13 protein-coding genes are annotated in these 14,559 nt (G+C 38.5%); 11 read left to right on the top strand and 2 right to left on the bottom strand.

Features of this window, described 5'->3' with window-relative positions:
- The first annotated feature begins 185 nt into the window (after nucleotides 1–185).
- The 4 genes from R3E32_11720 (at nucleotide 186) to R3E32_11705 (ending at nucleotide 4,645) form a co-directional block, all read left to right on the top strand.
- Nucleotides 186–1,682 carry a trypsin-like peptidase domain-containing protein gene (locus R3E32_11720; GenBank protein ID MEZ4885388.1) on the top strand — a complete coding sequence of 499 codons (1,497 nt, stop codon included), beginning with the start codon at nucleotides 186–188 and terminating at the stop codon, nucleotides 1,680–1,682.
- A gap of 70 nt (nucleotides 1,683–1,752) precedes the next feature.
- Nucleotides 1,753–2,631: a hypothetical protein gene (locus tag R3E32_11715; protein ID MEZ4885387.1), complete on the top strand. Its 879-nt coding sequence runs from the start codon at nucleotides 1,753–1,755 to the stop codon at nucleotides 2,629–2,631.
- A gap of 79 nt (nucleotides 2,632–2,710) precedes the next feature.
- Nucleotides 2,711–3,874 carry an aminotransferase class I/II-fold pyridoxal phosphate-dependent enzyme gene (locus tag R3E32_11710; GenBank protein ID MEZ4885386.1) on the top strand — a complete coding sequence of 388 codons (1,164 nt, stop codon included), beginning with the start codon at nucleotides 2,711–2,713 and terminating at the stop codon, nucleotides 3,872–3,874.
- 60 nt (nucleotides 3,875–3,934) lie between these two features.
- Entirely contained in the window at nucleotides 3,935–4,645 is a 711-nt protein-coding gene (locus R3E32_11705) for an OmpA family protein (GenBank protein MEZ4885385.1), read from the top strand.
- On the opposite strand, the gene R3E32_11700 is transcribed toward R3E32_11705, so the two are convergent.
- Both R3E32_11700 and R3E32_11695 read right to left on the bottom strand, forming a co-directional pair.
- Nucleotides 4,638–5,174 carry an N-acetyltransferase gene (locus tag R3E32_11700; protein ID MEZ4885384.1) on the bottom strand — a complete coding sequence of 179 codons (537 nt, stop codon included), beginning with the start codon at nucleotides 5,172–5,174 and terminating at the stop codon, nucleotides 4,638–4,640. The genes R3E32_11705 and R3E32_11700 overlap by 8 nt on opposite strands.
- 7 nt (nucleotides 5,175–5,181) lie before the next feature.
- The gene (locus R3E32_11695) at nucleotides 5,182–5,649 is read right to left on the bottom strand and encodes an Lrp/AsnC family transcriptional regulator (protein MEZ4885383.1); all 468 of its coding nucleotides are present in this window, start codon (nucleotides 5,647–5,649) and stop codon (nucleotides 5,182–5,184) included.
- Between the two features lie 171 nt (nucleotides 5,650–5,820).
- Between R3E32_11695 and R3E32_11690 the strand changes: the two genes are divergently transcribed.
- The 7 genes from R3E32_11690 (at nucleotide 5,821) to R3E32_11660 (ending at nucleotide 14,522) form a co-directional block, all read left to right on the top strand.
- Entirely contained in the window at nucleotides 5,821–7,113 is a 1,293-nt protein-coding gene (locus R3E32_11690; GenBank protein MEZ4885382.1) for a cystathionine gamma-synthase family protein, read from the top strand.
- A gap of 146 nt (nucleotides 7,114–7,259) precedes the next feature.
- A complete protein-coding gene (gene bshB1, locus R3E32_11685) occupies nucleotides 7,260–7,994 on the top strand; it encodes a bacillithiol biosynthesis deacetylase BshB1 (protein ID MEZ4885381.1) in 735 nt (244 codons plus the stop codon).
- 225 nt (nucleotides 7,995–8,219) lie between these two features.
- Nucleotides 8,220–9,176, top strand: a complete 957-nt coding sequence (locus R3E32_11680) for a peptidoglycan-binding domain-containing protein (GenBank protein MEZ4885380.1) — start codon at nucleotides 8,220–8,222, stop codon at nucleotides 9,174–9,176.
- Nucleotides 9,177–10,079: 903 nt separating this feature from the next.
- On the top strand, nucleotides 10,080–11,405 hold the full coding sequence (locus tag R3E32_11675) for a glycosyltransferase family 4 protein (GenBank protein MEZ4885379.1): 1,326 nt from the start codon (nucleotides 10,080–10,082) through the stop codon (nucleotides 11,403–11,405).
- 183 nt (nucleotides 11,406–11,588) lie between these two features.
- On the top strand, nucleotides 11,589–12,728 hold the full coding sequence (locus R3E32_11670; GenBank protein MEZ4885378.1) for an MraY family glycosyltransferase: 1,140 nt from the start codon (nucleotides 11,589–11,591) through the stop codon (nucleotides 12,726–12,728).
- Nucleotides 12,725–13,099, top strand: coding sequence for a fluoride efflux transporter CrcB (gene crcB, locus R3E32_11665; protein ID MEZ4885377.1), 375 nt, complete (start codon nucleotides 12,725–12,727; stop codon nucleotides 13,097–13,099). Before R3E32_11670 ends, crcB begins: the two co-directional genes overlap by 4 nt.
- 1 nt (nucleotide 13,100) lies before the next feature.
- A complete protein-coding gene (locus tag R3E32_11660) occupies nucleotides 13,101–14,522 on the top strand; it encodes a tetratricopeptide repeat protein (GenBank protein ID MEZ4885376.1) in 1,422 nt (473 codons plus the stop codon).
- Nucleotides 14,523–14,559: the final 37 nt, after the last annotated feature.

The following is a 14,559-nucleotide window of genomic DNA, read 5'->3' as shown; positions in this document are numbered from 1 at the left end:
ACGCTATTATGGCATACATTTTGACATAAAAATGCGTGAAGCAAAACATTCAACCTAATTTAAAGGTTTGTTGTCATATCCTCCTATTTTTCTGACTTTTGACTCAAAACTATCCCATTACATTTTTTCCCCAAGCCACATTTTTTCCCAATGTTATTGATAAGACCATGTTAAAGACTTTTGCCATGAACAGACTCATACTCACTATGATAGTATCAGTAATCACTTCTTTATTAACCATTTTTGTATGTTTTCACTGGATAGGATTCCAAACAGAATACCATTCTTATGCTGCCCTTCAATCAGGTTTGGTACAAAAAACCAATTATAACAGTTCTGAAAATGTGCATCGTGTTTATGAAAATACCTACTCCACCGATTTTATCAGAGCTTCAAAAATAGCTAGCCCTACAGTTGTTTCCATCACAAAGGTAAAAAATAATAGTAGCCAACACCATGAAGGTTTTCCTGGATATTTAGATAATAAAAATAATGGTCGAACTTGGAATGAGTCGGAAATATCATCAGGTTCGGGAGTGATTGTATCCAGTGATGGGTACATTGTCACCAATTACCATGTAGTAGAAGGAAGTGATGAAATAAAAGTAAATCTTTATAACAAAGAATCTTATACTGCCACAATAATTGGCATAGATCCTAGCACAGATGTTGCTCTCATAAAAATAAATGCGTTTAACCTGCCAGCCATTAAATATGGTGATTCAGATAGGGTAGAAGTGGGTGAATGGGTCTTGGCAGTCGGCAATCCTTTCAATCTTACTTCAACTGTAACTGCAGGTATTATCAGTGCAAAGGCACGGAATATCAACATATTGGAAGAAGAATACGCCATTGAATCGTTTATTCAGACAGATGCCGTTATCAATTCTGGCAATAGTGGGGGGGCTTTAGTTAATACCAGGGGAGAATTGGTGGCACTCAATACTGCAATAGCTACACCTTATCAATCAGGAACTTATGCGGGCTACTCTTTTGCTATTCCCGTCAATATTGTGCGGAAAGTGGTCGATGATTTGCGAACCCACGGCATGGTTCAACGGGCTTATTTGGGAGTCAATATCAAAAACATTGACAGTGAATTGGCAAAGGAAATGAACTTGCAAAGCATGAACGGTGTGTATGTAGAGCAGGTAATCAAAGGAAGTGCAGCTCACGATGCAGGATTGAAGAAAGGTGACATCATCATTGAAGTACATGGACGAAAGGTAAATTCTTCTCCTGAATTGGATGAACGTTTGGCACGTTACCGCCCTGGTAATCCGATTTCCATTACTTACCTGCGAAATGGCATAGAAGAATACGTACAGGTGACTTTGAAAAGTATCAACCATCAAACAGACATCGTTAAAGATATTCATTCAAAAGATAATATTAAGCAAAGCTTCGGTGCTGAATTTGAACAGTTGGCAGTTGTAGAACTTAAAAGAATGGGCTTGAAAAATGGAATCCGAGTCACAAGATTAATGGACAACGGGGTATTGAAAAACAATACAGAAATGCAGCCCGATTTTATCATCCTCAAATTTAATGATATAGATATTTACGATGACAAACAGCTACATGAAGTCTATCAAGAAATGGAAAAAGGAGATAGGATTCAAATTGAAGGTATCTACTCTGGAAGTAAGCGCAAAACAGTATATGCTTTCAGTATTCGTTAATATTGGGGTGAAATCATTTTTTTTTCCTAATATTGGCGAATTTTAAATTATAGACCCATTTATTATTTTTATGAAAGAACTAAGTGTTAGTGATTTAATAGTAACCTGTGCGAAAGTACCCTCTTTCAGCACTTTCGAAGAGCGAATACATCCATTGATTGAAGAACTTTGTAGTGATGTAGCTCAAGTTGAGATATCCTATGTACCTGCAAATAATATGGTGATTTATGTGCCCGGCAATCGCACAGCACCGCCTGTCGCTATTACCGCACACATTGATAAAATCAACCATTTCGCAAAAGGCCATACCGATTCCCTTCCTGCAAATGTGGAAAATGGCAGAATTGAAGGTATGATGGACGATGCGGCAGGTGTTGGAATGTGTTTGGCAATGGTGCGTAAAAGCCAAGAACACAACTTCCCTCCCTTGTACATTTTGCTCTCCGAAGTAGAAGAAGGAACAGATATTATGGAACGCAGTGATTGGCTAAAGAACGGCGGGGAAGGTATTTATTCGGGAATTGGAGCAATGCGTATTTCTAAATATTTAATCGAAAACAATATATTTCCTGCTGCTATCATTACCCTTGATACTACGCCTATCTTCAAAGGTGAGCCAGGCATTGCTCTCTACAATAAGTTTTGGCACATGGAGAAAACCTATATTCCTACTCAAAAATTGTTGGACAAAACACAGCGTATTGAGTCATTCTTTACCGAAATCAATCCCGAAATACTGGTTAGTAATGCCAACAATGATTACCGAGGATATGGCAAAATGTTCAATTTAATCGAACAAACGGATACCCCGAGTATTGCGATAGAACCGGCGATTTATCCCTATCACAAAGCAGATGAAGGGGTATTTGTAAAAGATGTAGAGAAAATTGTGGAAATGCTCACGCAATTTTTGGAAGAGTTTGATTTTTCCAGCTATCTTGCTTCATAAATCGTACATCCAGCCGCAAAGGATGTACGATTACATGAATTTTGATTTTGGATTCTAAAACCAACCACCAACTAAAAAAATGGATCAATCTTACATTCTGAATCAATTGGGGGAAGAGCGTGAAAATTATTATCAAGCTGTTTCTCCGCCCATCATGCAAACCAGTAATTTTACTTTCAAAGACGTATCTGTGATGCGAGATTCTCTGAAGGACGAACTGAATACACCGTTTTATACACGGGGCTGCAATCCCACAGTTGCAATTCTTCGCAAAAAAGTGGCAGCATTGGAAAAAGCAGAAGATGCACTGATTTTTGGGAGCGGAAGTGCGGCAACTTCGGCAGCGGTTATTTCCTTTGTGAGTGCAGGTGATCACGTTATTTGCATTGACAAACCGTATAGTTGGACCAACAAATTACTCACCAATTTATTGGCTCGCTTCAATGTGGAGACAACCTTTGTGGATGGTACTGATGCGGCAAACTACGAAAAAGCAATTCGCCCCAATACCAAACTCCTCTTTTTGGAAACGCCCAATTCGATGACCTTTGAATTGCAGGACATTGAAGCAGTGGTGAAAATTGCGAAAAAGCATAACTTGGTGACTATTTTGGACAACAGTTATGCTTCACCCATTTTTCAAAATCCGATTGAAATGGGTATTGACATGGTGACACATTCTGCAACGAAATACATGTGTGGGCATAGCGATGTGGTGGCAGGCGTAGTATGCGGGAGTTACGAGCATATTCGTCAAATCTTTGCTTCTGAATACATGACTTTGGGAGCGATTATTTCTCCCAATGATGCGTGGTTGATGATGCGTGGTTTGCGGACATTGCCGATTCGGATGAAATACATTGCAGAAAGCACCTTCAAAATTGCAACTTGGCTCGAATCTCACCCCCAAATCGAAAAAATCTATTACCCTTTTTCTCCAAATTTTCCGCAATATGAGTTGGCAAAAAAGCAGATGAAAAATGCCAGTGGATTGTTTTCTATCCAATTGAAGGCGAACAATATTGAAGAAGTGGAGCGTTTTTGCAATCATCTTCAACATTTTCTGCTGGCTTGCTCATGGGGTGGACATGAATCCCTTATTTTTCCGATTTGTGTGCTTTATACTTCCGAAAATTATGGTAGTTCGACTTTGCCGTGGAATTTGATTCGCATCAATATTGGATTGGAGGAAACGGAGGTGTTGATAGAGGATTTGGAAGATGCTTTTGCAGCGATTCTATGAAGTGGTTGCTAATTTATTTCTTCAATAAAACAAGCCCAATGGACAAAAAAAACTTATTCAATGCGTGTTTACAAATTATTTATTTTAGGATGGATTGTAGTGAATCTTGCATCATGTGGTGGTAGTGCAACCCAAAAGTTGTACCAACTGAATCACGATATGTCAGATTTGCAGAAAGAACTGGGCGAAGTTCGACAGCAAAACGCAGCTTTTTTTAGCCGACTTTCAGAATGTGAGGAAGAGGCTGCTCGTTTGCTGAACGAAAACGATAGAATGGGCGCAATTCTGGAGGAAATGCCTTATATTTCTACGACTTATACGGAAGATACCCGTCACTTGATTTTGGCATTGGAGCAGGTCATGAAGGGATATGATCATGGTGAAATCAAGCTAGACATTGCCGATAATAGTGTAAATGTTATTATTGCCAACCATCTTTTGTATCCTATTGGAGATGCACGAATTGACAAAAAAGGGAAGGCTACTTTATCTGACATCAACGATGTATTATTGGAATACCCAAACTACAAAATTCTTGTAGAGGGGCATACCGATAACCTCCCCATCAAAAACCGAAACTATCAAGACAATTGGGAATTGAGCGTTACCCGTGCAGCAAATGTGGTGCGTTATTTAGAAGAGGAAGGTATTGACCCCAAACGATTGGTTGCAAAGGGGTATGGTGAATACCATCCTGTTGCCACCAATGCTACGAAAGAAGGTCAACAGTTGAATAGGAGAACAGAAGTTGTGATTGTTGCGCCTAAGTAGTTTCAAAAAATGCCTTATCGTAAACCACCATCCCATTTACTCCCTTCAATCCATCTTCAACCAATTCCATCACCATGCAATTTTGTTGGGGCGCATTGAAGGGCAACTCAATACCGTATTTACTTATCCACTCATAGCCAAATCTGGGATAGTAATTCTCATGCCCCAATAGCACTATAGATTTGAATCCCAAGTTTTTAGCCCTTTGGTGAGCTTCTCGAATTAATTGTCCCCCAATACCTTTGTTCTGAAAATTTGGCACTACCGAAACAGGCGCAAGTGCCAAAGAATCAAAACTTTCTACCTCATTTGTAATTTTTATTTTGGTCAGTAAAATATGTCCTACAATTTCACCATCCAATTCTGCAACGATGGACAATTCGGGAACAAAGGCATCCGATTTTCTCAATCTTTCTACTAAAAACTGCTCAGTTTGGTCACTAATTACCTCGTTTCTAAAGGCTGCTTCTACTACTTCAAAAACTGCTTGGTAATCTGCTGGATTTTCTTGACGTATAAGGATATTCATATTGCATTTATAATAAAGGGAGTGTTGTGTTATTTTTTATTTCAGTCATCACAAAAGAACTTTGAACACGACCGATGTTGGGCAAAGCGGCTAATTTTTGGGTGATGAAATGTTGGTAATCAATCATGTCCTTTGAGTAAATCTTCAAAAGGTAATCAAACATACCTGCAATGTGATAACATTCAATGACTTCGGGTATATCTTGAATGTCTTCGACAAATTGGGTCAGATATTCCTTGTGGTGTTTTTCTAGAGTGACAGAACAAAAAGCAACTAATTTGAAGCCCAATTTTTCTTTGGCGAGAATGGTGGAATATCCTTCAATGTAGCCTTCTTTTTCTAAGCGTTTGATTCGGTCAAATATGGGGGTGTTGGTCATTTTGAGGGCATGTGCAATTTCTTTGATTTTTATTTTACCGTTTTTTTGCAGCAATTCAAGGATTCTTTTGTCGGTTGGATCTATTTGGTAACTCATGTTGCAGATTATTTTTCTTTTACTTCAATGTAATATTTATAAAAAAGATTTTTTTACTTCAAAAAATGATTTAATATTTGATTTATTCTTGTTTGAGTTATTAATATAGGAATAAAATCTTTGAATAGGTAATTTTGCAGGATATTTTTCAACAAACAATTGCTTTATTCGATGAACAAACACCAATATTTTCCTGAGAGTTTGATGATGACTCATGGCTACAAACCCGAGCTTTCGGAAGGTTCTCTAAAACCACCTGTATTTCAAACTTCTACATTTGTATTCAAAACAGCAGAAGAAGGTAAAGCCTTTTTTGAGTTGGCGTATGGATTGCGTCAAAAAGAACAAAACGAAGAATTGGGCTTGATTTACAGCCGAATCAACAATCCTAATTTGGAGATATTAGAGAACCGTTTGTGTCTTTGGGACAAGGCGGATGATTGTGCCGTTTTTGAAAGTGGGATGTCTGCTATCAGTACGGTTTTATTGGAGTTTTTGAAGCCAGGAGATTTGCTGTTGTTTAGTTCACCTGTTTATGGAGGTACCGATCATTTTATCCATCACTTCCTTCCGAAGATTGGTGTAGAAAGTATTTGTTTCAAACCGACACAAAGCAATGCGGAAATCATTGAAATGATTGAGCAAACTGGCAAGGCAGACCAATTGGCTTTGATATACATCGAAACTCCTGCAAATCCTACAAATGCGCTGATTGACATAGAGATGTGTAGAGAAATTGGTGACTATTTTGGATCAGAGAATAAGAAGGTGAAAGTAGCCGTAGACAATACATATATGGGGCCATTGTGGTCGCATCCATTGCAGCATGGGGCAGATATAGTGATTTATTCTGCAACGAAATACATTGGTGGACATAGCGATTTGATTGCAGGTGCTGTGCTTGGAAATGCAGAAACCATGTTGCGTGTTAAAACCTTACGGACTTTTTTAGGGAATATGGCGAGTCCGCATACATGTTGGCTTTTGCTGCGAAGTTTGGAGACATTGAAGGTTAGGATGGAACAGCAAATGCGGAATGCTGAAAAAGTAGCGCATTTTTTAGTACATCATCCCAAAGTTGAAAAGGTGTATTATTTGGGCTTATTGAAAGAAGGTAGTGAGGCTTATAAAGTTTATCAAAGACAATATACTGCTGCTGGGGCGATGATTTCATTTGATATTTGTGGAGGTGAAAAAGAGGCATTCCAGTTTTTGAATAGCCTCAAAATGTTTAAATTGGCGGTTAGTTTGGGCAGTACAGAGGGTTTGGCACAGCATCCTGCCACGATGACACATGTAGGAGTAGACTCTGAAAGTAGAAAGCAAATGGGCGTGACCGAAAAATTGATTCGATTGTCTATTGGAATTGAACACTGGGAAGATATTGTTTGGGATATCGAACAAGCATTGGAAATGGTGGTAGTGGCAGAGGTTTTACATGAAGAGTTTGAATATATCCAATAGTCATACAAATAAATTTGTATGACTATTAAAATAATTGAATGTAAAAAAAACACGTTTTTTTTGATTTGAACAATGAATTAGTTGTATTATTGTGAACAAGGGCATCTTGTTCTTATTCCTTTATTTAGTTTTTAAACAAATCAACTATGCATCTATTAGATATATTGGCTTTTGGTGCACATCCAGATGATGTGGAACTTTGCTGTGGAGGAACCGTAATCAGTCATGTTCAACAAGGGAAAAAAGTGGGGGTGATAGATTTTACCAGAGGAGAACTAGGAACGCGAGGAAATCCTGGTATTCGGTATCAAGAAGCTGCAAAGGCTTCTGAGATTATGGGATTGGTGGTGAGAGAAAATATGGGTTTTGCAGATGGTTTTTTCTCCAATGACAGCGTACATAAAATTGCGGTAATCAAAAAAATCCGTCAATATCGCCCTGAAATCGTTCTTGCACCATCAGTTTATGATAGACATCCCGACCATGGAAGAGCTGCTGAGTTGGTAGCTGAAGCGTGTTTTTTGGCGGGCTTGAGGAAAATTGAGACGTTAGATGAGAAAGGAAAATTGCAGGAAGCATGGCGGCCAAGAGCTGTTTACCACTATTTGCAGGACACTTTTCTTATGCCCAATTTTGTAGTAGATATATCAGCGAGTATGGAAAAGAAAATTGAAGCCATCAAAGCATACTCTTCTCAAATTCATGATGAAAACTACAAAGCAGATTCAAATGAGCCTGAGACATATATATCTAATGCTGATTATTTAGAAAGAATATATGCTAGGAATAGAGAAGTAGGAAAACAAGCGGGCTGTCAATTCGCAGAGGGCTTTGTTGTTAAAAGGGTAGTAGGGGTCAAAAATTTGTTTGAATTAATGTAAAATTAATGTCTATTAATTCAAATTTTGTTAAATTTGCATAAATTTCAACACCTCTTCATTGTAGTAATTCTAAAAAACTTCAATAGTCACTATTCTTACTTCAAATAATTTGTAATAATCCGAGTGACTTTTCGCTACTTAAAATGTCCTAAATCCATGTTTATTGGATAGATAGAACTAACAAAAAGACATTTATTTTTTATAACTTAAATTAAACATATAGCTATGTTCAAATCAAGACTCTTCAATGCTTTATTAGTCTTACTTTGTGTCAGTACTGTTGCTATGGCGCAAAACGCATTTGATGACATGCCTCCAGTTCCTACAAACTATGGTACTTGTTATGCAAAATGTAAAATTGCAGATCAATACGAAACGGTTAGCCGTCAAGTATTAGTGAAAGAAGCTTCAAGCAAGAAAATTTCTTCCCCTGCTGTTTATGAAACAGTAGAAGAAAGAATTTTGGTGAAAGATGCTTCTAAGAAATTAATTCCTGTAGCCGCTGTTTACGAGACAGTTACAGAAAGAGTAATGATCAAAGAAGCTTCTACTAAAGTCGTAGATTCAGCTCCACGTTACACTACCACTACTGAGAGAGTATTAATTCAGCCTGCTGTTGGTCAATGGGTAAAAAAGAAAAAAACTCCTAACTGCTTTTCTGCTAACCCAGAAGATTGTTATGTAATGTGCTGGGAAGAAATTCCTGCTCAATACAAAACTGTATCCAAACAAGTATTAGCAGATTCAGGTAACTCAAGTGTAGTAGAAATTCCTGCTGAATACAAAACTATCACTAAGCGTGTGTTGGTAACACCTGCTACTGTAAGAGAAGTAGAAGTTCCTGCTGAATACACTACTATCAAAAAACGTATATTGGCTTCTCCTGCAAGATCAGAAGAAGTATTGATTCCTGCTGAATACAAAACAGTTGATGAAAAACAATTGGTTCGTGCAGGTGGATTTACTCAATGGGTAGAAATCCTTTGTGCTGCAGATACCACTCCTGGTGTGATTCGTCGAGTTCAGCAAGCATTGACTGACCAAGGTTACAACCCAGGTCCTGTTGATGGTGTTATGGGGGCTCAAACAAGAGCTGCATTGACTAAATACCAACAAGCTAAAGGTTTGCCAATGGGCAACTTAAACAAAGAAACTTTGTCTTCTTTGGGCTTAGGTTACTAAAATCAATTCAATTACTCATAGGTTAAGAATAACCCTAAAAAGTTAATCTTCAATTTATGATAATAGTATGGGCAGGTAGTTTAATGATAACTACCTGCCCATTTTTTGTATTACAGAAAGAGAACACCTTGATTATCTCTTAAAATATAATTTTCTAAATGTTTTATGCTTTCAATATCTGCAATTAAAAAGTAAAATAAAAATAAATTGCTGTTTGTCGAACCTCTCATAGAGTCAATGAATTTGAAAGAAAGCACGAAAATCGTTAATCTCAACAATTTCTCAGAAGTTCAAAGGGTATGTAATAGAGGACACCTCTTTTTGAATCCTTCCAAAAGCAATCAGTTAAGCCAAACACAGTTTGTCAAGAAAGTACTTGGTCAAAGGCATGCCTGTAATCTGTTTTGACAGTTATTGGAGTAAAAAACTCATCACTGATGATTGTGGGTTTAGGGTTTCCTACAACCATCTATCCTACTGTAAAAACATTGATGCTTATACCACACCCCTATATTCAGTATTCATTAATTCTTGCCTACTTCAAAAACTATCAAAAGGAGCAAAAAACGTTACATGGAACTTAGTTTGGAAGGACGATAATGTTAAATCCACAAAGTTCCAAAAAAAGTTTAGTAGTCAAAGGAACAAATAACAACTGTGAAAAATAAACGCATTTATCGAATGTTGCTGCAAATCAATACTTTAAAATAAAGGAATACTAAATAAACCTTCTGTATCCTTCAAAAAAAATCAGAAGTCTAAGGATATTTTTTTCTAAAAAAATGCAGCAAAATGGTAGTTTTTCGTACATTTGTTTTCATTCAATATGCGGATTAGGATTTTTCTCAAAAAAAGTCCTAATCCAACAATGAATCAATTCATTATTGACTAAACAAGCGATAGATGCCCAAAATATTACGCATTATCAACCGTTTGAACTTAGGTGGTCCAACTTTCAATGTAGCTTTATTATCGAAGTATTTGAAACCTGAATTCGAAACGCAGATTGTGGCAGGAATGAAAGATGAGACGGAAGCGAGTTCGGAGTTTATCCTTGATAAGATGGGATTGAAGCCCCGATACATACCCAACATGTATCGTTCGATTCACCCTACCAAAGACTTCGCAGCCTACCAAGACATCAAAAAAATCATTCAAGAATACAAGCCAGATATCGTTCATACCCATGCTGCAAAATCAGGCACTTTGGGGAGATTGGCGGCAAAAGAATGTGGCGTACCTGTGATTGTACATACTTTTCATGGACATGTATTCCACTCTTATTTTGGCCCACTCAAAACACGCTTGTACTTAGAAATCGAACGTTACCTAGCCAAGTTCAGCAGCAAAATTGTAGCCATCAGTCCTGAACAAAAGAAAGAATTAAGTGAAGATTACCAAGTCTGTAATCCCAACCATATTGAAGTCGTGCCTTTGGGTTTCGATCTTTCCAAATTTCAAGAGAATCAAATAGACAAACGCATTGATTTTCGTCAAAAATACCAAATTGCAGACAATGAAGTAGCCATTGCTATTGTTGGTCGCCTCGTTCCCATCAAAAATCACTCCTTGTTCCTCAATGCTTTAAAAGAATTGTTGAACAAAAGCACCCAAAAAATTCGGGCATTTATTGTAGGTGATGGTGAAGAACGCACGAATATGGAAAACTTGGCCACAGAACTGAATATCCCTTTTGCCACTCCCGAAAATTTTCACAAAGCACCTCTTACTTTTACTTCTTGGATTACCGATGTTGATGAAGTCTATGCTGGTGCAGATGTGGTAGCCTTGAGTTCGCTCAATGAAGGAACGCCTGTAAGTCTTATCGAGGCTCAAGCGGCAAACAAACCCATTGTGACTACCAATGTAGGTGGTGTGAAAGATGTAGTTATCCCCAATCAAACGGCTTTGCTTTCTCCTTCAAAATGTGTAGAAAGTTTTGCCCACAATTTGCAGCAATTGGTAGAAGATAGTACTTTGCGAAGTCAAATGGGGCAAGATGGCTATGAGTATGTTGCACAAAAATATAGCTATCAGCGATTGACAGACGATATGGCGCAATTGTACGACAAATTACTTTGGGAACATTCTCCCGCTCACAGAAAAATATATTCAGTATCGGCTGCTCCCTCTTCAATGACAATGGCAAAAAATAATACTATGACTCCTTCATTGGCATTAGAAACGCTTACAGTGTCTGCTAAACGAGGAGGTGATTTCAGACGTTAGTGCTGTGTTGAACAAAATACTTAGACAAACTTACATATTAAACTGGGCATAATGAAAAATCAACTTTCTTATTTGCAAGTTATTGGTTGAATATCAATTAATATAGAAAATAAGTTTTGTATTTGATTTTTTATTTGCTTCATAAAAAACTTTACCCAACCTTCAAAGGAAGACAGCAGCAGCATGAATCTAAGTGACTTTGATACAACGAGTATTTCCTTTCAACTGACTACTTACTTTGTCTTTTTTATAGTAGCTGTATTTTTTACCACTATATTAAGTTTCCTCTTCCTCAAATTCCTCAAAAACATTGGCACTCGCCAACACAATAACGGACAGGAAAACTTGGTGAGATGGGCTTCTCAAACCAAACCCAAAATCGGCGGATTCTGTTTTTTCATGCTCTTTCTATTGTCCGTCTGTTCCTATTTCTTGCTACCCTTTCATTCCGAATCCTTTTTCAACCGAGAACTATTAGCCCTTTTAGGAAGCGCAAGCTTGGGCTTTATCGTTGGTTTGGTTGACGATTCCTACAATACACCTCCCCGCTTCAAATTTTTGGGTCAGTTAGCATGTGCAGCAGTGATGATAGTGATGGGCGTAATCATCCCGATTTCCAATATTTGGCTGATAGATGTACTGTTCACCACTTTTTGGGTGGTAGGAGTGATGAATTCTATCAATATGCTAGACAACATGGACGGTATCACCGCAAGTGTTTCTGCCTTTATTTTGGTAGCTGCTTTGGCAGTTTTGTATTTGCAAGGTGCGCTTGCAGGGTTCTATGTCATTGTGATTGTAGGTGTTTTGGCTGCTTTGGTCAGTTATTTGTACTTCAATTGGCATCCATCCAAAATGTACATGGGCGATTCAGGTAGCCAGTTTCTGGGTGCTTTTTTGTCGGTTATCAGCATCTTGTATATGTGGCAGTTTCGGGGTAAAATGACCGATGAAGTAGGGCTTTCTCTTCAACAGTTTGTACTCCCCATTTTGGTATTCATGTTGCCAATTATAGACACGACAACCGTTTTTGTGCGCCGTATCCGTCGTGGACAATCGCCATTTGTGGGCGGACGAGACCATACTACACACCATCTTGCTTATTGTGGTCTGAAAGACAATCAGGTAGCATGGGTTTTTGTAGCTTTGGCAACTGTATCGGTTATTTTTACCTACTTCATTGTGCGGCATTTTCTTACCCATACTTGGAATACAAGCTTGTCCATTTTGGCTTTGGGCTATGTGTTAGCTATTTTTGTAGGAATGCAGTATTTTTACGAAATAGGGAAACGAAAAAAGTTGATAAACCATAACCAGTCATGATTCATTACCTCGCCATATTTCTCGGAGGCGGTTTTGGTAGTTTGTGTCGTTTCGCTATGTCGAGATGGAACGGACACCCCGCCACGCTTTTACCCATTGGTACTATTGCTGCCAACTTTCTGAGTTGCATTGTGTTGGGCTTTGTGGCAGGATTATTAATAGAAAAAGGGGATGATCTTCACCAAGTCTTCAAACCCTTTTTTGCTGTCGGTTTTTGTGGAGGGTTCAGCACCTTCTCCACCTTCAGCCTCGAAACCTTTGCCCTTCTTCAAAGCGGTAATACGATTCATGCCTTCATCAATGTCGCATTGAGTTTAATCGTCTGTTTGTTAGCCTTGTGGGTTGGCTTTTGGCTTCAAAAAACACTCTAAAATGAATGCTGCCGAAAAACTACATCAAGCCTATCGTCTGGTCACTCAAGACCACTATGATGAAAGAGGTGAAACTTTTTATAAAGAAGTCGAACCAAACCAACTAAAGACGGCTATAGATTTGCAAATCTATGGTTATTTAGCGTTGGAATTTGGCGACCTCCACAATGCGGTCAAGGCTCTTCAACAATCCAATCAAAAAAGGGGCAAAGACGCACAAACTTTGTTGCTACTCGGCATAGCACACCGCCGATTGAAGGAATACTCCAAAGCTATTGCAGCTTTTCGCCAGTCTTTGAAAGTCAATCCAAAAGCCACTGACATTGTTTACAATTTGGGCATCACACTCGATGATGCTCAACAGTATGAGTCTGCAATTGACATACTCGAAGCAGGTTTAGACCTCGCCCCAAAAGATACCGACCTCCTCAATGCTATTGCAGGAGCATCTGCCTCTGCCGCTTATACCGAAGATGCCATTGATTACTACCGACAAGCCATTGCTCTCGAACCCGATTTTGCACCTTTTCAATACAATTTGTCACAGGTACTTTTGCAAGTAGGAGAGTGGAAAGAAGGTTGGAAATTGTTTGACAGTCGCTTGGCTTTCAGGAATCAATCTTTAAATCCCGATACTGAAGCACCTTTTTGGAAAGGGGAAAATTTGGAGGAAAAAAGTATTTTGGTTTGGAACGAACAGGGTTTTGGTGATACTCTTCAATTTGTACGATATGTACCGATCTTGCAGCAAAAAGGAGCAAAAGTTTATTTGCGTGTACAGCCCACATTGCAGAGGTTGATACAAGCAAATTTTGAAGATATACAAGTCTTTACTTCAAAAGAAACCACTCCCCAAGCGGATTTTCAAATCCCAATTATGAGCCTGCCCCAGTTTTTCGGTAATTCTCCTCACCCTCTACAACACCCATTATTCACTACCCAATTGTCCACAGTCGCTCCCCGTCCATCGTCCACCGCAGCTAAAATAGGCATCGTTTGGTCAGGTAATCCCCACCATCCCGATGATCAAAAACGTTCAATACCAGCCCGTTTTTTTACCCGTTTATTGAAGCTCAAAAAGATAGAATGGTATTCGCTGCAAGTTGGCAAAGCTTCCAAAGATTTACAAGACTCCAAACTTATCGATTTAGCTTCTTCCATTGAAAATTTTGTAGATACCACAACACACATTGACACACTGGATTTAATTATTTCTGTGGATACAGCAGTCGCACATTTGGCTGGTTCAATGCACAAAAAGATTTGGTTATTATTGGATTATGCACCCGATTGGCGCTGGGGTTTGGAGGATGCAGATACAGTTTGGTATCCGACTATGCGGATTTTTAGACAATCCAAAGCGGGTGACTGGAATGGAGTTATGAATGAGGTTTTGAAGGCTTTGAAAATAGAAATTGGATAATAGAGATTAGATATTGAATGATTTCTGACTCAATATC

The organism is Chitinophagales bacterium (assembly GCA_041392475.1).
Taxonomy (GTDB): domain Bacteria; phylum Bacteroidota; class Bacteroidia; order Chitinophagales; family UBA2359; genus JAUHXA01.
This window is presented reverse-complemented; position numbering and strand designations above follow the sequence as displayed.

Coding starts and splice junctions, on each gene's coding strand:
- R3E32_11715 (MEZ4885387.1), top strand. CDS start 1,753: ATGAAAGAACTAAGTGTTAGTGATTTAATAGTAACCTGTGCGAAAGTA.
- R3E32_11695 (MEZ4885383.1), bottom strand. CDS start 5,649: ATGAGTTACCAAATAGATCCAACCGACAAAAGAATCCTTGAATTGCTG.
- bshB1 (MEZ4885381.1), top strand. CDS start 7,260: ATGCATCTATTAGATATATTGGCTTTTGGTGCACATCCAGATGATGTG.
- R3E32_11710 (MEZ4885386.1), top strand. CDS start 2,711: ATGGATCAATCTTACATTCTGAATCAATTGGGGGAAGAGCGTGAAAAT.
- R3E32_11675 (MEZ4885379.1), top strand. CDS start 10,080: ATGCCCAAAATATTACGCATTATCAACCGTTTGAACTTAGGTGGTCCA.
- R3E32_11670 (MEZ4885378.1), top strand. CDS start 11,589: ATGAATCTAAGTGACTTTGATACAACGAGTATTTCCTTTCAACTGACT.
- R3E32_11660 (MEZ4885376.1), top strand. CDS start 13,101: ATGAATGCTGCCGAAAAACTACATCAAGCCTATCGTCTGGTCACTCAA.
- crcB (MEZ4885377.1), top strand. CDS start 12,725: ATGATTCATTACCTCGCCATATTTCTCGGAGGCGGTTTTGGTAGTTTG.
- R3E32_11680 (MEZ4885380.1), top strand. CDS start 8,220: ATGTTCAAATCAAGACTCTTCAATGCTTTATTAGTCTTACTTTGTGTC.
- R3E32_11705 (MEZ4885385.1), top strand. CDS start 3,935: ATGCGTGTTTACAAATTATTTATTTTAGGATGGATTGTAGTGAATCTT.
- R3E32_11700 (MEZ4885384.1), bottom strand. CDS start 5,174: ATGAATATCCTTATACGTCAAGAAAATCCAGCAGATTACCAAGCAGTT.
- R3E32_11720 (MEZ4885388.1), top strand. CDS start 186: ATGAACAGACTCATACTCACTATGATAGTATCAGTAATCACTTCTTTA.
- R3E32_11690 (MEZ4885382.1), top strand. CDS start 5,821: ATGAACAAACACCAATATTTTCCTGAGAGTTTGATGATGACTCATGGC.